The following is a 22,431-nucleotide window of genomic DNA, read 5'->3' as shown; positions in this document are numbered from 1 at the left end:
CTACCGCACGACCGACGGTGACCATGCGTGCTCGATGAGCAGGGCAGGCTCGCCCGAACCGTCGGCGGCGATCGACCAGACGTCGCTGTCGCCGGCGACAGTGGCGCGTGGCATCCCGTAGATGACCGTGTCGTCGTCGAGCCACTCGACCTGGTCGTCGACGCCCCGCGACTCGGGCAGAACCGTCTCCTCTCTCGTCGCGAGATCGAGCACGGCGATCGTCCACTGCGTCTGGGGAGCGTCGCCGGTGATCTTCTTGAACGCGATACGGGTGCCGTCCGGCGAGAGCGACGGACATTCGACGCCATCGTGGATCGCCTCGAGGGTACGGTCGCCGAGGTCGCCGTGCACGAGCCACGTGCGGCCGCCCGAGGCGGCCGTGGCGTAGAACTCGTCGGTCCCCGGAACGAACGTGACACCCCAGAAGTTCCGGTCGGCGGCCGTCACGGGCTCGCCATTGACGGTGAAGTCGAAGTCCTCGAGGTTGCCGTGGTCCGTGCCGTCGGAGCCGTGGATCACGGTCGCGGTCGAGAACCCGATCGTCGCGTAGGAGTGGCCCGTGACGAACGCCGTCGACGCCCAGTACCGCGAGTCGTCCGCAACTCGGGTGCGGCTCGGCACGCCCGGCAGTGGCGCTTGCCACTCCGGCCGGAACGTGGCGTCGGTGACATCCCACTCGAACGTCGTGACGATGCCGCGCACGATGCGCAGGCACGAGACGAACTCGGATGTCGCATCCACTCGGTCGCAAGCGAGGTCGTGTACGGCACGCGCCGAGCCCGGCGCACCGGCCGATACGGCGGCGACGAGGCCGTAGTCGTCGCCTGCCGCCGTTGATCGGAACACGATCTGCCCGGACTCGACGCGGTCGAGCGTGGTGGACGGGACCTCGCTCGACGCGTTCGAGCGCGCCTGGAATCGCGCGAACGCCGAGAGTCCGTATGCCAGCGAGCCGCCGAGGAGCGCGACGGCTGCAATGACGACGAGCACCCACTTGAGCCGGGGGCTCACACCGTGCGCTCCGGCTCGGCGGCGTCGACCGGCCCGCGTGCGCCACCGAACAACATCCACGCAGCGACCGGGATCGTGACGGCCAACAGGCACGCGACGATCACGACCGCCTCGGTACGTCCGATCGCGAACCAGAGCACGCCGAAGCCGATCGAGGCGACGAGCCGGGTCAGCGCGACGACGGTCTGTGCGGCGGCGATTCCGCTCGCGCGGGATTCGGTCGGTGTCGCCCGGCTCGCGAGTGCCGCGAGGATTCCGTCGGTCGCCGCGTAGAACGTGCCCAGAAGCACCAGACAGACGATCGTCGTTCCCCAGCCTGTGAAGGGAATCGCCGCGACGATGTACGTCGCGAGCAACGCAAGATGTCCGAGGACGAAGACGCGGGCGCTTCCGAACCGGTCGCTGAGCCGGCCGAGCGGCACGGCGAGTGCGAGGAACACGATATTCGTGCCGACGTACAGCAGGGGAAACCATTCGGCGGCGAAGGAGCTGCGATCCTGCAACACGAGGTAGATGAAACCGTCGCCGACCGTGAGCACGCCGAACAGGCCGGCGACGATCAGCACCCGCCGCAAGCGAGGATTCGCGAGGTGCTTCCAGCGGAACGGTGCCGGCGCCGTGTCGCCGCCGGCACCCTCGGCGCGCGGATGCCGGTTCGGTACGAACAGGCCGAGAACGATCACCCCGAGCACCGCGAAGGCGAGGGAGATGACGAAGACAGTCGTGTACCCGTCAGGGATGAAGAGGAGCACGATGAATGCGAGCAGCGGGCCGATCGCTGCTCCGACTGTGTCGAGCATGCGGTGCACGCCGAATGACCGACCGAGGTTCTCCGGCGCGGACGACGCCGAGATCAGCGCGTCGCGCGGGGCGGTGCGGGCTCCCTTGCCGAGCCGGTCGACGACGATGACCGCACTGAGCGCCGCGAATCCGGTCGCGAAGAGCAGGCCGACGCGTGCGATCGCCGACACGCCGTACCCGAACAGCGCGATCCATTTCGGGCTGTCCCCGCGGTCGGCAGCGTAGCCGGCGGCGATGCGAACGACCGCGCTCACGCCCTGGTAGAGGCCATCGATGACACCGTAGGCGACGGTCGAGAGCCCGATGACGCCCGTGATGTAGAGCGGGAGGATCGCCGCGGTCGCCTCGGATGAGATGTCGGTGAACATGCTCACGATGCCGAGCGCGATGACCACGGATGACACTCGGCTGCTGGCGACGCGCGCTGTGGAGGTTCGTCCGGCCGTCGAGGTCGTGTCGTCCGCACCGTCTGGGCTCGACGATGGATCGCCGTCGGCATCCTGTTCCAGCTTCGCCTTCGCGCGCAGCTCTGAGAATGACAGGTACATGACTAACCTCCCGCCGCGGTCAACGTTCCGAACACCGTGTAGACCGTTCCTCCGGTGTCGCCGGTCACGGTCACGACGAGTGCATCGCCGCCGCGCGTGAAGGAGAGCGCGAGCGAGCCCCCCACGGCCGGCGACGTCGTCGATGTCAGACCGAGCGCTGCGAAGTGCTTGACGTAGAAGTCGAGAATGGCTTGAGGTTCTGAGTCGCTCCGGGCTTCGACGGCCGCCTGCAGACGATCATCCGACGAACTCACCGAACTCGTGGCGATCTCCGATCCCTCGTACACCGCGACCGCCGAGGGAAACCCCTCGACGAGACGCCCGGACTCGGCGGCGTTCGGCGGCAACGGCGCCGAGATCAGCGGCGCGTACTCCACGGGGGCAGGCAGGCCCGTCGTCGGATCGACTGGCGGCAGCACCTCGCTGGCGTCGCCGTCTTCGCCCGACGATCCCGGGGGCTGCGTGGCGTTCGTCTCGGCTGCACGATCGTCGGCACGCGCATCGGCCGACGATGTCGGCTCCGAAGCCGCTTGCGGTGCGGCATCGGCGAGGCGATTCAGGGTGACACCGATCGCCAGGATGAGGACGACCGCGACTCCGACCGCGATGAGCGCATATCGCATCTTCGACGTCATGTGCCCTCCCCTCGTTTCGTGGCTTCGCCGGCACAGACGACGAGACCGGAGCGAGCGCACGAATCGGGACTTCGGGAGTCTGTTCCGCCTCAGTGCTCGATGCGCAGGGTACGCACTCCACGGACTGCGAATACTCTACGAGCGGTACCGATGCGCGCGCTCCCCCCATTTCCGGGGGCTCCGGAGCTCGACGCCGATGCAGGAGCGCCGGCCCGTCAGCCCGTCGCGATCGGATGACTCGCAGCACGCGTCATCCGATGCTCGTCTGCGGTGGCTGGACGATGGATCGCTCCGGTCGCACCGGCCGGGCGCCTCGGTTCGAGGTACCGGTGATCGGCGCCGCGCCCGCACGAGCATGGCCAGGCCACCGTTTCATCGATGCCGTCGGCACGGATGAACTCGCGATGAGGGGTTGGGTCGTTTCGTCGCATGGTTTCGGGTTCCCATCTGACTGCGGCATGCGTCGATCGCATGGCCGTCATCTGAGAGACGCGATCACCCGCGAATCATGACGCGGCTTGCGCGAGGAACTCCGAGACGGCAGCGGTGACTCGCTCGCGGGTGATCTCGTCATCGGCCGTGGCCGTGCCATCACCGGGTTGCGCGCCGTAGTCGCCGAAGGCCGCGTGGTTCGCGCCGTCGAGCACGACGGTCACGGCATCGGCGGGGAGGAGTTGCGACGCGGCCCCGACCTTCTCGGGAGTGCTCAGTCCGTCGAACTCCGCGACGAGCGACAGGGCGCGCAGTCCTGAATCCGACAGGTCGTTCGCGCAGTAGCTGCCGAACAGGATGATGCCGACGACCTCGGGCGACGCGGCATCCGATGCCTCGGCCGCCATCTGGCACGCGCGAACCCCACCGAGCGAATGGCCGCCGACGTACCATCGCTCGATGCCGGGCGCGTCGGCCGTGAACTCCTCGAGCGGTCGGGTGTCGAAGAACGCGAGATTCAGGGTCGGTTCGGTGATGATGACCGTCGCCCCCGTTTCCGCCACGATCCCGCCGAGCTTCCAGAGGTACGCTGCCGGATCGACCCTCGCTCCAGGGATGAACACGATCCCGACATCGGAACCAGCCTCCGCCGGCTCGATCACGAACGAGTGATCCGTCTGCCGGATCGTGATCTCGGAATCGCGCCACGCCTCGAGCGCGCGGGTGCGCTCACCGGCCATGACCGTGTGCGCCCACGCTGCGAAGATCACGCCGATGAGCACGAGCACGGCGAGCACGCCCACGGCGACGCGTCCGACCCGGCGAGCGATCACAGCCTCACCGGACCGACCGCGCTGGTGCCGCAGGCGCCTGCGCTGATCTCGGCGCGGGATTGAACGTCATGATCCGTCGCTACTCCGCGTCCCGCTTGCCGTCGTCGAGGTCGTCATCGTCGTCATCGTCATCATCGAACTCGTCGTCATCGTCGAGCTCGTCATCCACCTCGGCGAGGTCGTCGACCCCTACGGCATCGCGCTCGGCATCGCCGCCCGCCGGTCCGTAGCCCTCGTCGCCGCCTGCGAAGCGGTCGGTCGCCGTGATCAACGCGTCGAGGATGCCGGGCTCGTCGAACGAGTGCCCCGCATCGTCGACGATCGTCAGCTCCGCCTCGGGCCATGCCCGGTGCAGGTCCCACGCGGTCATCGCGGGCGTGCACATGTCGTAGCGCCCCTGGATGATGACCGAGGGGATGTCGCGGAGCCGCGAGGCATCCCGAATCAGTTGCCCTTCCTCCCACCATCCGCCGTGCCGGAAGTAGTGGTTCTCGATGCGCGCGAATGCCGTCGCATACTCGGGCGCGGTGAACCGGGCGATGTTCGCGGCCTGCGGCAGCAGGGTGATCGTCGAGGATTCCCACCGCGCCCAGGCGATGGCTGCCGGCTCGTGCACTTCGGGGTTCGGGTCGGCCAGCAGCCGCGCGTACGCCTCGATGAGGTGCCCCCGCTCGAGAGCCGGAATCGGCGCGATGAAGTCCTCCCACAGGTCGGGGAACACCGCAGAGGCGCCGCCTTCGTAGAACCAGTCGAGCTCCTGTCGTCGCAGGGTGAAGATGCCGCGCAGCACCATCTCGGTCACTCGCTCGGGGTGCGTCTGGGCGTAGGCGAGACCGAGCGCGCTCCCCCACGAGCCGCCGAACACCTGCCAACGGTCGATGCTGAGATGGCCGCGCAGGCGTTCCATGTCGGCGACCAGATGCCAGGTCGTGTTCGCCGAGAGTTTCGCTTCCGGTTCGCTCGCATGCGGGATCGACAGTCCGCAACCACGCTGGTCGAAGAGCACGATCCGGTAGCGATCGGGGTCGAAGAGCCGACGATACTGAGGCGTCGTTCCCGCGCCCGGCCCCCCGTGCAGGAACACGACCGGCTTCCCCCGCCGATTGCCCGACACCTCCCAGTAGATGTGCTGGCCGTCCCCCACATCGAGCATGCCGGTCTCCAGCGGCTCGATCTCCGGATACATCTCTCTCATGGCGCCACGGTATCGATCAGTGGATGCCTCCGGCTGATGCCGCGCCGCACCGGGCATCGGCTCACGGCTCGACGGCGCGGGGCGCGCGCCGGAACGGGATCGAGTTGCCGAGGCAGAAGACGACGAGCAGCCCGGCGAAGTACACCGTCGCCCAGACGCCGCGCGGACGTGTCAACCCGAATGCCGGGCCCGCCGCATCGGGTGCGACGACGGCGAAGACGACGACCGGCACCGCTGCAACCAGCCCGGTGAGGAATCTCGCCCATACCGGGCCGACACCCGATAGGGCGTATCCGCCCGAGATCGCGACGAGCGTGCCGGCGATCACCGCGACGGCGGCCATGCCGAGGTCGGCCCACGCACCGACCCCGGTCAGCGCGGTGAGCCCGAAGACGAGGGGCGACAGGGCGAACCAGCGCCGCCAGCGCGGCCCGTTATAGCGGCGCAGGTACTCCGCCCAGCCGAACAGGCCGCCGACGATCGCCGCCGGCGCGAGGATCTGGACGAATGTGCCCGACCATTCGACCGTCGATGCGACGCCCGCGAGCACCGACAAGAGACCGCGGAGGCTTGCCGCCCAGGTCAGCCCGATGACGGCGCCGAGCGCGACCAGCCGCCAAGGTCTGCCGACGCCTCGTTCGATGGATTCATCAGTTGCGCGCATGAACGGCCCTACTCCCCGATCTGCGGCGTGCGGGGTGCAGGGACCCTCTTTCGCCACGCTACGCGCGCCCGATGCTCGTCTCACCCCCCACTTCGGGGATCGTCGGGTGCTCGTGGCCCTGCCGTGGTGCCACCATGTGGCGGCGCGAGTGAACACCACGGATAGGCTCGGAACATGGCTGCTGAGAAGCCGATCACCGTCACGCTCACGGGCGCAGGCGGACAGATCGGATACGCCCTGTTGTTCCGCATCGCGTCGGGAGCACTGTTCGGCCACGAGACATCCGTTCGGCTGAACCTGCTCGAGATTCCCCAGGGGGTGCGCGCCGCCGAGGGTGCCGCGCTCGAGCTGCAGGACTCCGCCTTCCCGCTGCTGTCGCACGTCGAGGTCTACGACGATGCGCGGGCCGCATTCGCCGGTTCGAATACGGCGCTCCTCGTCGGCGCGCGCCCGCGCGCCGCGGGCATGGAACGCGGCGACCTGCTCGCGGCGAACGGCGGGATCTTCGGCCCGCAGGGCGAAGCGATCAACGCCGGAGCCGCCGACGACATCCGTGTCGTCGTGGTCGGCAATCCGGCGAACACCAATGCGCTCATTGCGGCAGCGCATGCTCCGGATGTCCCGGCCGAGCGTTTCACCGCGCTGACCCGCCTCGACCACAATCGTGCGTTGGGCCAGCTCGCGGCGACGGTCGACAGTTCGGTCGGCGAGATCCGCGGCGTCACGATCTGGGGAAACCACTCGGCGACCCAGTTCCCCGACATCGCGCATGCGACGGCGGCGGGCGATTCGGTGCCGGCCCTGCTCGCCGCCCGTCTGGGCGGTGTTGATGCGGCGAAGGAGTGGCTCGTCGACGAGTTCATCCCGCGGGTCGCGGGACGCGGGGCGGAGATCATCGAGGTGCGCGGTTCGTCGTCGGTGGCGTCTGCGGCGAGCGCGACGATCGATCATGTGCGCGACTGGGTCGCGGGCACCCAAGCCGGCTGGACGAGCGCCGCGGTCGTCTCCGACGGGTCCTATGGCGTGCCAGAGGGGCTCGTCTCCTCGTTCCCGGTGGAGTCCGTCGATGGTGCGTGGCGCATCGTGCAGGGCCTCGAGGTCGACGAATTCGCGAGGCGCCGCATCGCGGCATCCGTCGCCGAACTCGAGGAGGAGCGCGAGGCGGTGCGCGCGCTCGGGCTCATCTGAGCTTCTCGCGACCGTCGGTCGAGTAGGCGCGCCAGCCATTCGTTGGTCGAGTAGGCGCGCCAGCGCCGTATCGAGACCCCGCGACCCCAACCCGTCGGTCGAGCAGGCGCGCCAGCCATTCGTCGGTCGAGTAGGCGCGCCAGCGCCGTATCGAGACCCCGCGACCGGTCTCGATACGCTCGCTTCGCTCCCTACTCGACCAACGTGTGCCGCCCCCTACTCGACCAACGTGTGCCGCTCTGCTCGACCACCGTGCGCACGTAGGCTTGGTGCATGGCCCAACGGATGACTCCCGCACGTCGCAACCAACTCATCGTCGGGCTCATCGTCGGTGCAATCGTCGGGGTCGGCATCAGCCTGTGGACGGGTTTCTGGCTCTGGTCGGCTGCCGGAGTCGTCGTGGGGCTCGCTGCCGGCGCACTGATGAGGCCGCCGTCCGAGCAGTGACCGGCCCTCAGGCGGCGCGCACCGATGCCACGTACCCCTCGATGCCGTCGATCACGCGGGCGAGCCCGAATTCGAACGCTCCGAGCGGATCGGCGGGCGCCTCGTAGGCCTCGCCGGCCGCTTGGCCCACTCGACCTGAGATCGGGTAGCGCTCGCCGTCCATGATCTGTTCGAGCAGCGGCGCGTTGCGCTCCCACCATTCGAGGTCGGACTCGGCACTCGATCGCCGCAGCCGTTCGGCATCGAGGTAGGCCCGCGCAGGCCCGCCGACGAACCCGAGCAGCAGCGTGATGACGCGGTCCATGTCGAGGTCGGCGAGGCCGAGCCCGTCGATCGCGCCGAGGCACCACTCCCAGTGGTCGGAGACGTTCGGGCCGAGCGGCGGCCGGCTCGTATCGATCGCGAGCAGCCACGGATGCCGCAGGTACTCGCCCCACTGCAGTCGCGCGATCTCGGTGAGCCGCTCGCGTAGGCTGCCCTCGAGTTCGGGCAGCGGTACCTCGCCGGCGACCTGGTCGACCATGAGATCGATGAGCTCGGCCTTGCCGGGCACGTAGGTGTAGACCGACATCGGCTTGAGGCCCAGGCGATCGGCGATGCGGCGCATGGAGAGCGCGTCGATGCCCTCTTCGTCGGCGATCTGGATCGCTGCCTCGACCACCTCGTCGACGCTGGAACGCTGTTTGGGCCCGCGGGAGCCGAGCGGTTCGCCGAGCCGCGCACGCCAGAGCAGCCGCAGCGTGCGGTCGGGTTCGCCGCGCCCGGTGGATTCGGTCGACATGGCGCTAGCCTACATTCTTCGTATGGTGTACGGTATGCAAGAAACAAGTCCGTACGGCGTACGTTGAAGGATGCGATGACACTCATGACTCCGCCCAGAACCACTGATTCCACGGCCCTTCGAGCGGTCGGCCTCCGCAAGCGCTACGGCGGCGAGCACGCACTCGACGGCTTCGACCTCGAGATCGCCCGCGGCCAGGTGCACGGACTCCTCGGCCCCAACGGCGCCGGCAAGTCCACCGCCGTGCGCTGCCTGACCACGCTGACCGATCTCGACGCCGGCACCGCCGAGATCGACGGCATCGACGTGCGTCGCCACCCCGCCCGCGTTCGCGAGCGCATCGGCCTCGTCGGCCAGTTCCACGCGGTCGACGAGGCGCTCACCGCCCACCAGAACCTCGTGCTCTTCGCACGTCTGAGCGGGCTCTCGAAGGCCCGCGCACGGAGTCGCGCCGATGATCTCCTCGGTTCCTTCGAGCTGACAGATGCCGCGTCCCGCACCGTCTCCGGATTCTCCGGCGGCATGCGGCGCCGGCTCGACATCGCGGCGAGCCTCGTGCTGACTCCGGCGATCCTCTTCCTCGACGAGCCCACCACGGGACTCGACCCCCGCGGTCGGGCAACGGTTTGGCAGGCCGTACGCGAGATCGCGGCCGCCGGCACCACCGTGCTGCTGACCACGCAGTACCTCGACGAGGCCGACCAGCTCGCCGACCGCATCTCGGTGATGGACCACGGCACGGTCGTCGCCGAAGGCACGCCCGGTGAGCTGAAGCGGCGACTCGGCGGTGACCGGGTCTCCGTCGTGATCGCCGAAGCCACCCGGCTCGACGAAGCGGCCGAGCTCATCGGGCGAACCGTGGGGGTCGAGGCATCCGTCGACACCGACACCCGAACCGTCACGGTCGAGGTCGCCGACGGCCAGCAGGCGCTCGCCCCGATCGTGCGCACTCTCGACGCCGCCGCCCTCACCGTCGACGACCTCTCCCTTCGCCGACCCACGCTCGACGAGGTCTTCCTGCACCTCACCGGTCCGGGCGGTGCTGCACTCCCGGCCGGCCACGCTGCCGCATCAACCGCGGACCCGATCGCCGTCACCGCACGGCACCACGACACCGAGGAGGCACGATGACCGCCATCACCCCGCCCACCGCCATCGCCGACGCAACCGTCACCCGGGACCGCCGCCCGAACGCCGCCCGCGAAGGCTGGCTGATCGCCGGCCGCGACATGATGCACTGGGTGCGAGAACCCTGGGGCATCGTCTTCGGGCTCGCGTTCAACATCATGCTCATCCTGATGTTCGGGTTCCTCTTCGGCGGCGCAATCGAGCTGCCGGGCGGCGGCGACTACATCGCGTTCCTACTGCCCGGCATGTTCGCCCTCACGATGCTCTTCGGGCTCGAATCGACCATGACCGCGATGGCGGAAGATGCGAAGCGCGGCATCACCGACCGGTTCCGTTCGTTGCCCATCGCGAGCGCCTCGGTGGCGCTCGGTCGCGCGATCGCCGACCTGGCCTCCTCAGCTCTGAGCCTCGGAGTGCTCATGCTCGGCGGTATGCTCATCGGCTGGCGTCCGACCACGGGCCCGGGCGAGATCGCGCTCGGCATCGCGCTGCTGCTATGGCTGCGTTTCTCACTGCTGTGGCTCGGCATCTTCCTCGGCCTGCGGTTCAGGAGCGCCGGCGCGACGACCGTGGTGCAAGTGCTCGTCTGGCCGATCGGATTCCTCTCGACCGTGTTCGTCTCGGCCGAGACGATGCCCGGCTGGCTGGGCACGATCGCCGAGTGGAACCCGGTCTCGGCGACCGCCACCGCCACCCGTGAGTTGTTCGGCAACCCGACCGGCACGACGAGCGGATGGTTCGCGGAGAACGCCGTGCTCGCGGCATCCGTCTGGCCGCTCGTGATCACCGTGGTGTTCCTGCCGCTCGCGGCGGCCGCATACCGGCGCTTGCGCCGCTGACGCGGACCCCGCGGGAGCGAGAACGCTGATCGAGTAGCGCCGGGCGAAGCACGACGCGTATCGAGATCTGGTGACAGGTCTCGATACGCGCTTCGCGCTACTCGACCAGCGGGAGGAAAGGGCTATTTCTTCTTCGACTTCTCGGGCACGGGAAGGGTGCCGGCGGCGCGCTGGGCGGCGTAGTAGGCACGCGCCTCGTCTTGACGCTCCTGCTCGGCGCCCGAGGCGATCTTCGCGCGCAAGTGCGCGGGCGAGTAGCCGAACGCGTCGACGAGATCTTGTGCGTGGGGGCGCAGACGCTCGACGAGCCGGTCGATGTAGGCGCTGACGGCCTGCGCGCGCTTCGGCGAGAGCCGGCCGTTGATCAGGTACCACGCGAGGTGCTTCTCGACGAGGCCGAGCCCGAAGAGATCGCGCACCCAGGTGAGCACCTGCTTGGTGCCGGGATCGCTCGTCTTCGCGAGTGCTCGAGTGAACGCCTCCCACTGCAGCAGCTCGCCGTGTGCGCGAGCTGCCTCGATGAGCTCGTTCTGGTTGCGGTTGAACGCCGCAGCCGCATCGGCCTTCGGCAGCTTGCGCGCGTCGCGCAGTCGCCCGGCGATCTCGGCGATCATCGCCTCGACCCGGTCGGTGAGCAGCTCCCGCTGCGTCTGCTCGTCGCGGAGCTCTGAGACCGAGCGCGCCGTCGAGCCGAAGTCGGCGATGGTCTGCGCGAGGCTGCGGAGGCCCGTGCCGTGGTACGCGCGGTCTGCGGTCTGCGCGACGACGTAGCGTGCCATCGCGCCGGCGTCGGCTTTCGCGAACTGCTTCGAGAAGTCCGTCAGCAGGCGCTTGGCCACGAGCTGCAGCAGCACGTTGTTGTCGCCTTCGAAGGTCGCATAGACATCGAGGTCTTGACGCAGGCCCACCATGCGGTTCTCGGCGAGGAAGCCCGCACCGCCGGATGCCTCGCGCGCCTCTTGCAGCGTCTCGAGTGCGTGCCACGTCGACAGGGGCTTCAGCGCGGCCGCGATCGTCTCGAGGTCTTGGCGGTCGTCGTCGGTGTCGGCCGCTCCAGAGAAGACCGAATCGAACTTCACGAGGAACTCGTCGTGGGCGAAGATCTGCGCGTACGTCGTCGCGAGCTTCGGCAGCAGACGCCGCTGGTGGCGCTGGTAGTCGAGCAGCACCTCTTCGTCGGTGTCGCTCGCCGCGTTGAACTGGCGACGCTGGTTGCCGTAGGTGATCGCGATCGTGAGGGCCATCGCGGCAGCGGTCGTCGCCGCGCCGTCGAGCGAGACGCGGCCCTGCACGAGCGTGCCGAGCATGGTGAAGAAGCGGCGGCCCGGGCTCGCGATCGGGCTCGAGTAGGTGCCGTCTTCGGCGACCGAACCGTAGCGGTTCAGCAGGTTCACGCGAGGCACACGCACGTTCGTGAAGTGCAGACGGCCGTTGTCGATGCCGTTGAGCCCGCCCTTCAGGCCGTCGTCTTCGCCGCCGATGCCCTTGAGGAACCCGCCCTTCGCAGTGCGAAGCGGCACGTAGAAGGCGTGCACGCCGTGGTTCACGCCCTTCGTGACGAGCTGCGCGAACACGACGGCAGCGGTGCCGTGCACCGCGGCGTTGCCGAGGTAGTCCTTCCACGCGCCGCGGAACGGGGTGTTGATCACGAACTGCTGCTTGGCCTCGTCGTAGGTCGCGGTCGTGCCGATCGCCGCGACATCCGAACCATGGCCGGTCTCGGTCATCGCGAACGCGCCCGGCACCTTCAGCGACATGATGTCGGGCAGGAACGTCTCGTGGTGGAACTCGGTGCCGAGGTGCAGCACGGCAGCACCGAAGAGGCCCCACTGCACGCCCGCCTTGATCTGCAGGCTCGGGTCGGCGATGACGAGCTCTTCGAACGCGGCGATGTTGCCGCCGTGGTCGTCGTGGCCGCCGAGCGAAGTCGGGAACGCGCGGTGCACGGCTTGCGTTTCGACCAGGATCATCATTTGCTGCAGCACGCGCTCGCGATGCTCAGCCATCGGCTGGCCCTCGATGCGCTGCAGGTCGGGGCGCGCGGCGCGCTCTCGCGCCTCGAGGCGGATGTCGGGCCAGGTGCCGAGCAGCTGCCGGCCGAGCGTCGCCACATCGACCCGTGCCACGGTGGCCGCGCCGCCGTTCGCCTGCTGCGATGGTGCGGATGCCGCGGTGCGCGCCGGCTTCGACGACGCCGTGTCGGCCGATCGCTCAGGCGTCGTCGTCTGCTGCTGCTTCTGCTTCGAAGTCGTGCGGGGTGCCGTGTCAACCATCGTCGGTGTCTCGTCCTTCGTGTGCGGTCTGGGCTTCCTTCCACGGTAGGACGGGGCGACGTGGCGGGGAAACCCTGCGTCCGTGCCCTACAAAACCGCCCGATGACGTCTCGTGAGCGACTGTGACTACCCTACAAACTCGCCGACGCTGCGCATCCGAGAATCCACAAGGGGAACCTCGAGACGGCCCGACAGCACGGCCGCAATCGACCGCGGCGGTGATCAGCTGCGGAAGAACGCGTTCGCACGCCCCGACCACAGGAGGGCCAGGACGATCACCGAGATGGCGACGCTGAAGTACTCGCCGATGGCTCCGGCCGGGTAGGCGATGGCAAGGAAGACCGAGCTCACGATCGAGAGCGCCTGGAAGATCGTCACGACGACGCGCGCACCGGCACTGCCTCGGAGGAGTCCACCGGCGACGGCGATGAGGACGATACCGATCAGGATCGTGATGATCGCCGAAGTGATGAGCTGACCGGCGCCGCCGAACTGCTCCACGGTCGCAGCGATGCTCGTCTGGAAGAGCAGGATCGTGCCGCCGACGATGTCGAGGAGGCCGCTGATCCAGACCAGCACTGCAATGAACGTGACGCCGCCCGGGCGGCCGATCGCGTTCACGCGGGGCTCCGGCTTCCGAAAAACACACTCGACTTGTGCCCCCAGAGCAGGAACAGCACGATGAGCGAAACGAGGATGCCGAGCCATTCGCCGACCGCACCGCCAAGGTACGCGAAGGCGAGGAAGAGCGAGCCGATGATCGAGAGCACCTCGGCGACCGTGATGATCATGCGCGCGGCCCAATTGCCGGTGAGGAGACCGGCGGCGACCACCACGACGACGAGGCCGAGCACGATGGAGCCGATCGCGGCGGCATAGAGCGGACCGGTGCCGCCCAGTCCGTCGGCGACGGACGTGACTCCGGCTTGGAACAGCAGGATGGTTCCCGAGACGATGTCGAGCGCGCCGGCGATCCAGGCGAGAATCGCGACGACCGTCACCCCCGTCGGTCGAGTCAACTGATCGGACATGCGGAGCCCCCCTTGCGCCGCGCACGCGGCGCCTCTGCGCCGATGCTAGCGCTGTGGGGGCTCGCCTGTCTCGAAACGCGCGCGACTCAGCGGCATCCGTTCGATCATAAACCGAATGATGTTAGGTTTTCGTTCCCAGGCGCGGGACCGACGACCGCGGTGCGTTACGGAAATGATATGCAGAACGCATGAAAATATATGCCGTTCTAACGCAATTCTGATCTACGCTATGAGCAATCAGCCTCGCTGAAGTGGCGGGCCTAACCCGAAGAGGAGTGATGATGCGAAGGAGCATCATGATGATCGGCGCTCTTGGCGTCGTACTTACGTTCGCGGCTTGCGCGAGCACCGACGGGGGAGAGCCCGCCGCGACTACGGAAGAGACGCTCACTCTGTGGGTGGATCCGAACCGGTATGCCGAAATGCAGCCCCTTGTGGAGGCATTCAAAGAGGAGTCCGGCGTCACGGTTGAACTCGTCGAGAAGGCCGTGGAAGACATCGGGCCGGACTTCGTCGCCCAGGTTCCCACGGGCGAAGGCCCCGACCTCATCATCTCGGCGCACGACGGTCTCGGTGAATGGATCAAGAACGGTGTCGTCGCGCCGATCGACCTCGGCGACAAGGCCGACGACTTCGCGCAGGTGGCATCTGCGGCGATGGCCTACGACGGTCAGTACTACGGCGTTCCCCTGGCGCTCGAGAACGTCGCGCTCGTGCGCAACAACGCACTGTTGTCGGAGACGAAAGCCACGACGTTCGACGAGCTGATCACCGAGGCCGCGACGGCCGGCACCGAGTTCTCCGTGCTCATCCAGCAGGGTGAGTCGTCGGACCCGTACCACATGTACCCGCTCCAGACCTCGTTCGGTGCCCCCGTGTTCAAGCAGAACGCGGATGGTTCATACACGTCGGAGCTGGCGATGGGCGGCGATGCCGGGCATGCCTTCGCCGAGTACATCGCGAAGCTCGGCCGGGACGGGACTCTCGACATCGCCGTCGACGGCGCTGTCGCCGGGCAGGCGTTCGGTGACGGCAAAGCGCCCTACATCATCACAGGTCCGTGGGGCATCCCGGGCATGCAGGAGGCCGGCATCGACTTCACGGTGCTGCCGATCCCGAGTGCGGGCGGTCAGCCTGCGCAGCCGTTCGTCGGGGTGTCGGGCATCTTCATCTCGGCGAAGACCAAGAACCCGGTGCTCGCGAACGAGTTCGTGGTCAACTACATGACGACCGAAGCGGCACAGGACATGCTCTACGAGTCCAGCAAGCGCAGCCCGGCGCTCATCGCCTCGGCGGAGAAGGTCGACGACCCGATCATCGCCGGATTCACCGAGGCAGGCGCCTCAGGCGCTCCGATGCCCGCGATTCCCGAGATGAGCGCGGTCTGGGGATTCTGGGGCGCCACCGAGGCCCAGATCATCGACGGCCAGGTCGACCCCATCGCGGGGTGGGACTCTCTGGTTCTGAACATCCAGGACGCCATCGACAACGGCTGATCGGCTTCGCTGCTTCCGCCCGCCCGCCCATCACTCGGGCGGACGGGAGCAGGGTTTGCGTACGCACCGATCGCCGCACTGAGGATCATCGATGACCACTTCCACTTCTTCCGACCCCGTCGCACAGACACTGCCCCCGAAACCCCCCGGTCGCCCCGTCCGCCCCGGCCGGCGAGGCTCGGGTGAACGAACCCTCTCGCCCGGCTTCTTCGTCAAGCTCGTGCTGGTCGGGCTCGCGGACGCGTTCGGGCTGTACGGCCTGCTCGCGGCATGGGCGATCGGCCAATGGGCCATCGTCGCCTTCCTCATCGTCACTCTCGCCTTCGTCAACTGGGCGTATTTCTCGCGGCGGGCGGTTGCGGCGAAGTACCTCATCCCCGGGCTGATCTTCCTGTTCGCGTACCAGATCTTCGCGATGGGCTACACGGCATACGTCGCTTTCACCAACTACGGTGACGGCCACAACTCCACGCAGGAAGACGCCATCGAGCAGATCTCGGTGCAGAACGAGCGTCGCGTGGAGGGGTCGAACACATTCCAGCTCACCGTTCTCTCGAACGGCGATCAGCTGGCCTTCGCAGTGCTCGACGACGGCGAGGTGCTTCTCGGCACCGCTGAGCAGCCTCTCGGCGAAGTCAGCGACGCGACGGTGGAAGACGAGAGGGTCGCGGCCGTCCCAGGATGGGACACGCTCACCTTCGTGGACATCGCCGACAGACAGACCGATGTCGTCGACCTGCGAGTCCCCGTGTCGGAGGATCCCGCGGACGGATCGCTACGCACGCAGGACGGCTCATCGGGATTCATCGCGGTGCCGGTGCTGCAGTACGACTCGGAGACGGACACGTTCGTCAATACGACGGATGGCACCGTGTACCACGTCAGCGATACCGGCAACTTCGTCTCCGACGATGGGACCGTGCTCACCCCCGGGTGGCGCGTCGGTGTCGGATTCTCGAACTTCACGGCGATGGTCGCCGATGAGCGCATGGTCGGTCCGTTCATCGAGATCTTCCTGTGGACGTTCGGCTTCGCGCTCCTGTCCGTCGTCACCACGTTCGCGCTCGGGATCTTCCTTGCCGTCGCCTTCAACGATCAGCGTCTCCGAGGGCGCAAGATCATCCGGTCGCTGCTGATCCTGCCGTACGCGTTCCCGGGTTTCCTTTCCGCGCTCGTCTGGGCGGGCATGCTCAACGACCGCTTCGGCTACATCAATGTGGTGCTTCTGGGCGGGGCGGACGTGCCGTGGCTGACAGATCCGTTCCTCGCCAAGGTGTCCCTCATCCTGGTCAACCTCTGGCTCGGTTTCCCGTACATGTTCCTCATCTGCACCGGCGCGCTGCAGGCCGTGTCTTCGGACATCATCGACGCCGCCCGGATCGACGGTGCCAACCGCTGGCAGGTCTTCCGCCACCTCACGCTGCCATTCGTGATGATCTCGGTCGCTCCCCTGCTGATCTCGTCCTTCGCGTTCAACTTCAACAACTTCGCCCTCATCTACATGCTCACCGGCGGTGGTCCGAACTTCGCCGGCACGCCCTACGTGGTGGGCCACACCGACATCCTCATCTCGATGGTCTATTCCGTCGCCTTCGAGAGCGGGAGCAAGCAGTACGGCGTCGCGAGCGCTCTCTCGCTCGTGATCTTCGTCCTGGTCGGCGTCATCTCGTGGCTCGGATTCCGCCGTACGCGTCGTCTGGAGGAGATCTGACATGACCAAGGTGACTACCGCAGCCGTCGCGACCGTGGACGCGACAGTGCGGCCGAACAATACTCGGCTGCGGGGTGCACGGTTCTGGTCGGAGATCGGCTGGCGCTATGTCGTCGCGGCGGTCATGATCGTGATCTGCGTCTTCCCGCTGCTCTACGCCCTGTCCGCGTCGCTCAACCCATCGGGCACCCTGACGGGTTCGTACGAACTCTTCCGTGTGGTGTCGCTCGAGAACTTCGTCGAGCTGTGGTCCACTCCGTTCGGAACGTGGATGAGGAACTCCCTGCTGGTGTCATCCCTCACGGCGATCGGCACCGTGCTCATGGGCGCGGCCGCGGCCTACGCCTTCTCACGCTTCCGCTTCACCGGACGGCGCGCGGGATTGACGACGCTCTTGCTGCTGCAGATGTTTCCCCAGATGCTGGCGTTCGTGGCGATCTTCCTCGTGCTGTTGGCGATCGGCGACGTCTTCCCGCTGCTCGGGTTGAACTCCCACCTGGGACTCGTCTTCGTCTACCTGGGCGGAGCGCTGGGGGTGAACACATTCCTCATGTACGGGTTCTTCAACACTGTGCCACGCGAGCTGGACGAGGCCGCGAAGATCGACGGAGCCAGCCACGCGCAGATCTTCTGGCGCATCATCGTCCGCCTCGTCACGCCCATCCTGACGGTCGTCGGCCTCCTGTCGTTCATCGGGACCTTCAGTGACTTCATCATTGCGCGCGTCGTGCTGCAGCGATCGGAGCAGTTCACGCTGGCAATCGGCCTGTACAACTGGGGATCCGACGAGCGCAATGCGCCGTGGGGCCTGTTCGCGGCCGGAGCCGTCATCGCCGCCATCCCGGTCGTCCTCTTGTTCCTCGTGCTGCAGCGGTACATCGTCTCCGGCCTCACCGCCGGCTCCACCAAGGGCTGACGGCAGCCCCAAGAGAGGCTCGAATTGACTATCGCCACCCGAGACGTCGCGCTCACCGCTGCCCGTGCGGGAGCCGTGATCCAAGGTGATCGATACCGGTTCACCGTCCTCACCGAGCGGCTCATCCGCATGGAATGGAGCGGGGACGCGGTCTTCGTCGACCAACCGACGGCCGTCGTCGTGGATCGCCGGTTCCCAACTCCCGAGTTCACGGTCACTCACGGCGAGAGCGGGCTCTCTCTACGAACGGACTTCCTCGAACTGCACTACAACGGCCGCGAGTTCTCCCCCTCGGGACTGTCGGTCACCCTTCTCGCCGCGCCCGACATCCATTACTCCACCTGGCGGTTCGGCGAAGCGCTCCCGCAGTCGCTTCCCCTGCGCGGCAACCTCGGTGGCACGGCTCGCACCCTCGACGAGGTCGACGGTGAATGCCCACTCGATCCCGGGATCCTCTCGACGTACGGGTTCGCGACACTCGACGACTCGCGGTCTGTCATCCTCGGCGCAGACGGCTGGCCGGCGACGCGACCCGGCCACGGCCACGACATCTACCTCTTCGCCCACGGGCACGACTACCAGGGTGCCCTCGACGACTACTTCCGACTCACCGGACCGCCCGCCCTGGTGCCCCGCTCCGTGCTCGGCAACTGGTGGAGTCGCTACTGGCCCTATAGCGCGGACGAGTTCGCCTCGCTCATGGATGGCTTCGCCGCGGACCGGGTGCCCTTCTCGGTGGCGGTGCTCGACATGGATTGGCACCTGGTCGACATCGACCCGGCACTCGGAACGGGATGGACCGGATATACGTGGAACACGGCGCTGTTCCCTGATCCGCCCGCATTCCTCCATGCGCTGCATGAACGCGGAATCGCGGTCACGCTGAATCTCCATCCTGCGGATGGAATCCGCCGGCACGAGAATGCCTATCCCGCAGTCGCACGGGCACTCGGTGTTGATCCGGAGTCAGGTGATGCGATCCCGTTCGATATCGCATCGAGGGCATTCGTCGACGCGTATCTGACGCATGCGCACCATCCGCTCCAGGAGCAGGGCGTCGATTTCTGGTGGCTCGACTGGCAGTCGGGTGACGTCTCGCGCATCGACGGCCTCGACCCTCTGTGGATGCTCAACCACGTGCACTTCACCGATCTGGAGCGTGCGGGGCGTCGGGCCGTGACGCTCTCGCGCTATGCGGGCCCGGGCAGCCACCGCTATCCGGTCGGATTCTCAGGCGACTCGCATGCGACGTGGGCGTCGCTCGCCTTCCAGCCGTATTTCACGAGCACCGCCGCGAACGTCGGCTACTACTGGTGGAGTCACGACATCGGCGGTCACATGCACGGGCAGACGGACCCGGAGCTGACCCTGCGCTGGATGCAGTTCGGAGCCTTTTCGCCGGTGAACCGCCTGCACTCCTCGTCCAGCCCGTTCGCTTCGAAGGAGCCGCGCCTGCTCGGACCGGAGCTCGGAGACATCGCGTCGCGGTTCCTTCGCCTGCGCCATGTCCTGGTGCCGTATCTCTACACGGCGGCATGGCGGGCGCACTCCGAGGGGATGCCAGTAGTCCGGCCGATGTACCACGAATACCCCGACGAGGAGGGCGCCTACCTGCACCGGAACGTCTACCTCCTGGGGCCCGACATCCTCGTCGCGCCAATCACGACGCCGCTCGACGACGCCGCCCAAGTCGGGGCGACGACGGTGTGGCTTCCCGACGGGTCTTGGACGGACCTCTTCACGGGCAGGCTCTATCGCGGTGGGCGAACGACAACACTCCACCGTGGTCTCGACGGATATCCCGTGCTCGTGCGCGCAGGAGCGGTGCTCCCTCTCGCGATGGACGCGACATCACACGTCGCCGAGAACCCCCGTGAGCTTCTGCTCCGCGTGTACCCGGGCAACGCATCCTCGGTGCTGATCGAAGACGACGGGTCCGCGTCGCCTGACGCGTGGCGGACGACTGTGTCGCAGGCCATGCACCAGCGAGATGACGGATGCGTCGACATCCAGATGCTGCTGACGAGCCGGAACACCGATCGTTCTCGCGTCGTGGACAGGCTGGGCTTCGACCTCGAGGGCATCGAATCGATCGAGAGCGCGGTCGTGGTCGTCGATGGAGAAGAGAGGGAGTTGTGCGACATCGGGCGAGCAGTGGATGACGCTGCGACGCTGCTTGCCCCGGCTCATCGCCTCGAGGTGGCGGGCGTGGACCTCCACGCCCGAATCGAGCTGCGCGTCGTCGGCGCCCGCCGGCGCCCGATGAACGCAACGGCGGATGCCCTCGACCTGCTGCAGCGAGCGCGAGTCGCGGTCGACCTCAAGGACGACGCCTATCGGGCCGTGAATCGACTCGACGGGCTGGCGCTTGTGGACGAGCTGGCGAGCATCAGGCTGCCGCCGGTGCTCATGGCGGCGCTGTTGGAGGTCTTCGTGACTACCACAGCATGATCGATCGGCATGCGGACCCGAGGAGGCAGGAGATGGACATCGCGTCCGCCGTGGGCGTGTTCATGCGAGTGCGACCGACGGAGTCGATCGCGCTGATGGCGCACGATGGCGAGTTCGTGGCCGCGCTCGAGCGCGAGTTGCGCGACCATCGATGTGCGATTGCGCTCTGGGGCACGACACGGCCTGCCGACATCCCTGCGATGTCGGCGAAGCTCGCCGGTGCCGTGCTTCTCGGATTTCGCGACGACGAGATCCAGTCGCTTCCCCCGCTCGGGGTCCCCGCCGTCGCGATCGACAGCTACGCACACCGAGCCGACTTCGCGTTCGTCCGCGCCGATGACTTCGATGGCGGACGCCGCGCGGCCGCGTACCTGGCGATCCGTGGTCATCGTGACATCCTCTTCGTCGGTCCCGCGCAGGATCGGTCCGGCGTCATAAGGGAACGGTATTCGGGCTTCACGAGCGCGCTGCCCGACGGCGAGGCCACCCTCCGCTCCCACGTGACGGCCGGCACAACCCATCGAGAGGGCGTCGCCCTCGGTCGCACCCTGCGGCAGCGTCACCCCACGGTCACCGCCGTCTTCGCGACGGCCGACACCCTCGCGATCGGCGTGATCGAGGGGCTTGCCCTCAGCGGCCGACAGGTGCCTGCCGACATATCGGTCATGGGCTTCGACGACCTCGGCCTCGCCTCGATGTCCACGCCCAAGCTCTCCTCCGTCGTGCAGGACATTCCACGGAAGGCGAGGCTCGCTTCGGAGGTCCTGCTGCTGCCGGACGGATGCAACGACCTCTACATCGTCGGCGTCGACATCGTCGAACGCGCCTCGGTGTCTTCGCCGACGTCTCGTTGACTCGTGCGTGGTTGCAGTTTGCGGGCCCGAGGAGTTTCAGCGGTCCCGCGGCCGTGTGACGGACCCGCGTAGATCCGAGTCCTCCGTGCTCTGCAAGCGTCGAAGCGACACCCTTCGCACGTAGACTTCAGGAGTGACAAGCAGGCTATCCGACGTTGCACGTAAGGCGGGCACCAGCCCAGCGACAGTCAGTCGCGTGCTGAACAACCGCCCAGGAGTGTCCGAGTCGAAGCGCCAGGCGGTCCTGACGGCGTTGGACGTTCTCGGGTACGAGCGCCCGTCGAAGTTGCGTGGCGATCGTCCGAGGTTCGTCGGCCTTGTTCTGCCTGAACTTCAGAACCCCATCTTTCCGGCGCTCGCCGAACTCATCGGTGGAGCCCTCACCCAGAACGGCTTCACTCCGCTGCTGAACACTCAGAACACCGGTGGAATGAACGATGCCGACTTCGTCGAGCTTCTTCTCGATCAGCAAGTCAGTGGCGTTATCTATCTTGCTGGGGGTCATCCCGAGGGCGCCGCGGCCAAGCCGCACTTCGCACGACTTCGAGCGGCCGGGCTTCCCACTGTCGTGATCAATGGCGCGATCGACGCGCTTCCGTTCCCGACAGTCTCTACCGATGACGTAGCTGCCGCGGAGCAGGCTGTGACGCATCTGCGTCAGCTCGGGCATCGACGCATCGGGCTTCTCATGGGCGGGCGTGGGCACCTGCCCTCGCAACGCAAGATCTTCGGGGCACAACGTAAGCTCGCTGAGCTGGGGTGCGACGTCGACGAAGCGTTGGTGGTGCAGGGTATGTACTCGATCGAGGCGGGGCAGGCCGGAGCGGCCAAGCTGCTCGGCGAGGGCGTGACCGCAATCGTGTGTGCGTCGGACCTTCTCGCACTCGGGGCCATTTGGTCGGTCCGGCGAGCCGGCCGAAACGTCCCCAACGACGTATCTGTGGTCGGATACGACGACTCGCAATTGATGGGCTTCGTCGAGCCGCCTCTCACGACAGTGCGCCAGCCCATCGAGGCGATGGGACGAGCCGCCATCGACCTGCTCCTCGGACAAATCAATGGCACCCACAGCGGTGTCAGCGAATTGCTGTTCGAGCCCGAGTTCGTTCTCCGCGGATCCACAGGCCCTGCTCCCGCCTGAGAGAGAACCGGCGCGGGATACAGGGGGTGAGTCGAGGGCCGACCAAAGCCCACCCT

The 22,431-nt window shown here is 67.4% G+C and carries 20 protein-coding genes; 10 read left to right on the top strand and 10 right to left on the bottom strand.

The genetic code is table 11. The annotated features are described in order from the left end of the window. The 6 genes from AC1C2R_RS12255 to AC1C2R_RS12230 all read right to left on the bottom strand — a co-directional run bounded on the left by AC1C2R_RS12255 (window position 1) and on the right by AC1C2R_RS12230 (window position 6,119). Complete coding sequence (locus tag AC1C2R_RS12255; protein ID WP_495380110.1) at window positions 1-1,011, bottom strand: TolB-like translocation protein; 1,011 nt, start codon at window positions 1,009-1,011, stop codon at window positions 1-3. Beyond that, window positions 1,008-2,360: an MFS transporter gene (locus AC1C2R_RS12250; RefSeq protein WP_495380109.1), complete on the bottom strand. Its 1,353-nt coding sequence runs from the start codon at window positions 2,358-2,360 to the stop codon at window positions 1,008-1,010. The genes AC1C2R_RS12255 and AC1C2R_RS12250 overlap by 4 nt, the downstream gene beginning before the upstream one ends. Before the next feature lie 2 nt (window positions 2,361-2,362). Next, window positions 2,363-2,995, bottom strand: a complete 633-nt coding sequence (locus tag AC1C2R_RS12245) for a hypothetical protein (protein ID WP_495352768.1) — start codon at window positions 2,993-2,995, stop codon at window positions 2,363-2,365. 506 nt (window positions 2,996-3,501) lie between these two features. Then, complete coding sequence (locus tag AC1C2R_RS12240) at window positions 3,502-4,260, bottom strand: alpha/beta hydrolase (RefSeq protein WP_495352767.1); 759 nt, start codon at window positions 4,258-4,260, stop codon at window positions 3,502-3,504. A gap of 79 nt (window positions 4,261-4,339) precedes the next feature. Beyond that, complete coding sequence (gene pip, locus AC1C2R_RS12235; RefSeq protein WP_495380108.1) at window positions 4,340-5,455, bottom strand: prolyl aminopeptidase; 1,116 nt, start codon at window positions 5,453-5,455, stop codon at window positions 4,340-4,342. Between the two features lie 61 nt (window positions 5,456-5,516). Further along, window positions 5,517-6,119 (bottom strand): hypothetical protein, encoded by a 603-nt coding sequence (locus AC1C2R_RS12230; protein WP_495352765.1) that lies wholly within the window; start codon window positions 6,117-6,119, stop codon window positions 5,517-5,519. A 174-nt stretch (window positions 6,120-6,293) separates the two neighbouring features. Here AC1C2R_RS12230 and AC1C2R_RS12225 point away from each other — a divergent pair, with 174 nt between their 5' ends. Together AC1C2R_RS12225 and AC1C2R_RS12220 are read left to right on the top strand one after the other, a co-directional pair. Further along, entirely contained in the window at window positions 6,294-7,307 is a 1,014-nt protein-coding gene (locus AC1C2R_RS12225; RefSeq protein ID WP_495352764.1) for a malate dehydrogenase, read from the top strand. A 273-nt stretch (window positions 7,308-7,580) separates the two neighbouring features. Further along, the gene (locus AC1C2R_RS12220; RefSeq protein WP_495352763.1) at window positions 7,581-7,754 is read left to right on the top strand and encodes an HPP family protein; all 174 of its coding nucleotides are present in this window, start codon (window positions 7,581-7,583) and stop codon (window positions 7,752-7,754) included. A 7-nt stretch (window positions 7,755-7,761) separates the two neighbouring features. On the opposite strand, the gene AC1C2R_RS12215 is transcribed toward AC1C2R_RS12220, so the two are convergent. Further along, window positions 7,762-8,535 (bottom strand): TetR/AcrR family transcriptional regulator, encoded by a 774-nt coding sequence (locus AC1C2R_RS12215; protein ID WP_495352762.1) that lies wholly within the window; start codon window positions 8,533-8,535, stop codon window positions 7,762-7,764. An 84-nt stretch (window positions 8,536-8,619) separates the two neighbouring features. On the opposite strand from AC1C2R_RS12215, the gene AC1C2R_RS12210 reads away from it, so the two are divergent. After that, entirely contained in the window at window positions 8,620-9,666 is a 1,047-nt protein-coding gene (locus AC1C2R_RS12210) for an ATP-binding cassette domain-containing protein (protein WP_495380107.1), read from the top strand. Next, a complete protein-coding gene (locus tag AC1C2R_RS12205; RefSeq protein ID WP_495380106.1) occupies window positions 9,663-10,502 on the top strand; it encodes an ABC transporter permease in 840 nt (279 codons plus the stop codon). The genes AC1C2R_RS12210 and AC1C2R_RS12205 overlap by 4 nt, the downstream gene beginning before the upstream one ends. A gap of 122 nt (window positions 10,503-10,624) precedes the next feature. Here AC1C2R_RS12205 and AC1C2R_RS12200 read toward each other — a convergent pair whose 3' ends face one another. From AC1C2R_RS12200 to AC1C2R_RS12190, 3 genes are all read right to left on the bottom strand, one after another. Then, window positions 10,625-12,775 (bottom strand): acyl-CoA dehydrogenase family protein, encoded by a 2,151-nt coding sequence (locus AC1C2R_RS12200; RefSeq protein ID WP_495380105.1) that lies wholly within the window; start codon window positions 12,773-12,775, stop codon window positions 10,625-10,627. 222 nt (window positions 12,776-12,997) lie between these two features. Further along, entirely contained in the window at window positions 12,998-13,396 is a 399-nt protein-coding gene (locus AC1C2R_RS12195; protein ID WP_495352758.1) for a DUF7144 family membrane protein, read from the bottom strand. Next, a complete protein-coding gene (locus AC1C2R_RS12190) occupies window positions 13,393-13,806 on the bottom strand; it encodes a DUF7144 family membrane protein (protein ID WP_495352757.1) in 414 nt (137 codons plus the stop codon). The genes AC1C2R_RS12195 and AC1C2R_RS12190 overlap by 4 nt, the downstream gene beginning before the upstream one ends. A gap of 299 nt (window positions 13,807-14,105) precedes the next feature. Here AC1C2R_RS12190 and AC1C2R_RS12185 point away from each other — a divergent pair, with 299 nt between their 5' ends. From AC1C2R_RS12185 to AC1C2R_RS12160, 6 genes are all read left to right on the top strand, one after another. Continuing rightward, on the top strand, window positions 14,106-15,302 hold the full coding sequence (locus tag AC1C2R_RS12185; protein WP_495380104.1) for a sugar ABC transporter substrate-binding protein: 1,197 nt from the start codon (window positions 14,106-14,108) through the stop codon (window positions 15,300-15,302). Window positions 15,303-15,393: 91 nt separating this feature from the next. Further along, a complete protein-coding gene (locus AC1C2R_RS12180) occupies window positions 15,394-17,013 on the top strand; it encodes an ABC transporter permease subunit (RefSeq protein WP_495380103.1) in 1,620 nt (539 codons plus the stop codon). 1 nt (window position 17,014) lies between these two features. Beyond that, the gene (locus AC1C2R_RS12175) at window positions 17,015-17,929 is read left to right on the top strand and encodes a sugar ABC transporter permease (protein ID WP_495352754.1); all 915 of its coding nucleotides are present in this window, start codon (window positions 17,015-17,017) and stop codon (window positions 17,927-17,929) included. A gap of 24 nt (window positions 17,930-17,953) precedes the next feature. Next, window positions 17,954-20,380 carry a TIM-barrel domain-containing protein gene (locus tag AC1C2R_RS12170; RefSeq protein ID WP_495380102.1) on the top strand — a complete coding sequence of 809 codons (2,427 nt, stop codon included), beginning with the start codon at window positions 17,954-17,956 and terminating at the stop codon, window positions 20,378-20,380. Between the two features lie 32 nt (window positions 20,381-20,412). After that, complete coding sequence (locus AC1C2R_RS12165; RefSeq protein WP_495380101.1) at window positions 20,413-21,234, top strand: LacI family DNA-binding transcriptional regulator; 822 nt, start codon at window positions 20,413-20,415, stop codon at window positions 21,232-21,234. 133 nt (window positions 21,235-21,367) lie between these two features. Continuing rightward, window positions 21,368-22,375, top strand: a complete 1,008-nt coding sequence (locus AC1C2R_RS12160; RefSeq protein WP_495352751.1) for a LacI family DNA-binding transcriptional regulator — start codon at window positions 21,368-21,370, stop codon at window positions 22,373-22,375. Window positions 22,376-22,431 lie beyond the last annotated feature (56 nt).

The organism is Agromyces sp. Y182 (genome assembly GCF_059445385.1).
The sequence above is the reverse complement of the archived record's forward strand: the minus strand, read 5'-3'. Positions and strand labels throughout refer to the sequence as shown.

Coding starts and splice junctions, on each gene's coding strand:
- AC1C2R_RS12250 (WP_495380109.1), bottom strand. CDS start 2,360: ATGTACCTGTCATTCTCAGAGCTGCGCGCGAAGGCGAAGCTGGAACAG.
- AC1C2R_RS12245 (WP_495352768.1), bottom strand. CDS start 2,995: ATGACGTCGAAGATGCGATATGCGCTCATCGCGGTCGGAGTCGCGGTC.
- pip (WP_495380108.1), bottom strand. CDS start 5,455: ATGAGAGAGATGTATCCGGAGATCGAGCCGCTGGAGACCGGCATGCTC.
- AC1C2R_RS12230 (WP_495352765.1), bottom strand. CDS start 6,119: ATGCGCGCAACTGATGAATCCATCGAACGAGGCGTCGGCAGACCTTGG.
- AC1C2R_RS12225 (WP_495352764.1), top strand. CDS start 6,294: ATGGCTGCTGAGAAGCCGATCACCGTCACGCTCACGGGCGCAGGCGGA.
- AC1C2R_RS12220 (WP_495352763.1), top strand. CDS start 7,581: ATGGCCCAACGGATGACTCCCGCACGTCGCAACCAACTCATCGTCGGG.
- AC1C2R_RS12215 (WP_495352762.1), bottom strand. CDS start 8,535: ATGTCGACCGAATCCACCGGGCGCGGCGAACCCGACCGCACGCTGCGG.
- AC1C2R_RS12210 (WP_495380107.1), top strand. CDS start 8,620: ATGACTCCGCCCAGAACCACTGATTCCACGGCCCTTCGAGCGGTCGGC.
- AC1C2R_RS12205 (WP_495380106.1), top strand. CDS start 9,663: ATGACCGCCATCACCCCGCCCACCGCCATCGCCGACGCAACCGTCACC.
- AC1C2R_RS12200 (WP_495380105.1), bottom strand. CDS start 12,775: ATGGTTGACACGGCACCCCGCACGACTTCGAAGCAGAAGCAGCAGCAG.
- AC1C2R_RS12190 (WP_495352757.1), bottom strand. CDS start 13,806: ATGTCCGATCAGTTGACTCGACCGACGGGGGTGACGGTCGTCGCGATT.
- AC1C2R_RS12185 (WP_495380104.1), top strand. CDS start 14,106: ATGATCGGCGCTCTTGGCGTCGTACTTACGTTCGCGGCTTGCGCGAGC.
- AC1C2R_RS12180 (WP_495380103.1), top strand. CDS start 15,394: ATGACCACTTCCACTTCTTCCGACCCCGTCGCACAGACACTGCCCCCG.
- AC1C2R_RS12175 (WP_495352754.1), top strand. CDS start 17,015: ATGACCAAGGTGACTACCGCAGCCGTCGCGACCGTGGACGCGACAGTG.
- AC1C2R_RS12165 (WP_495380101.1), top strand. CDS start 20,413: ATGGACATCGCGTCCGCCGTGGGCGTGTTCATGCGAGTGCGACCGACG.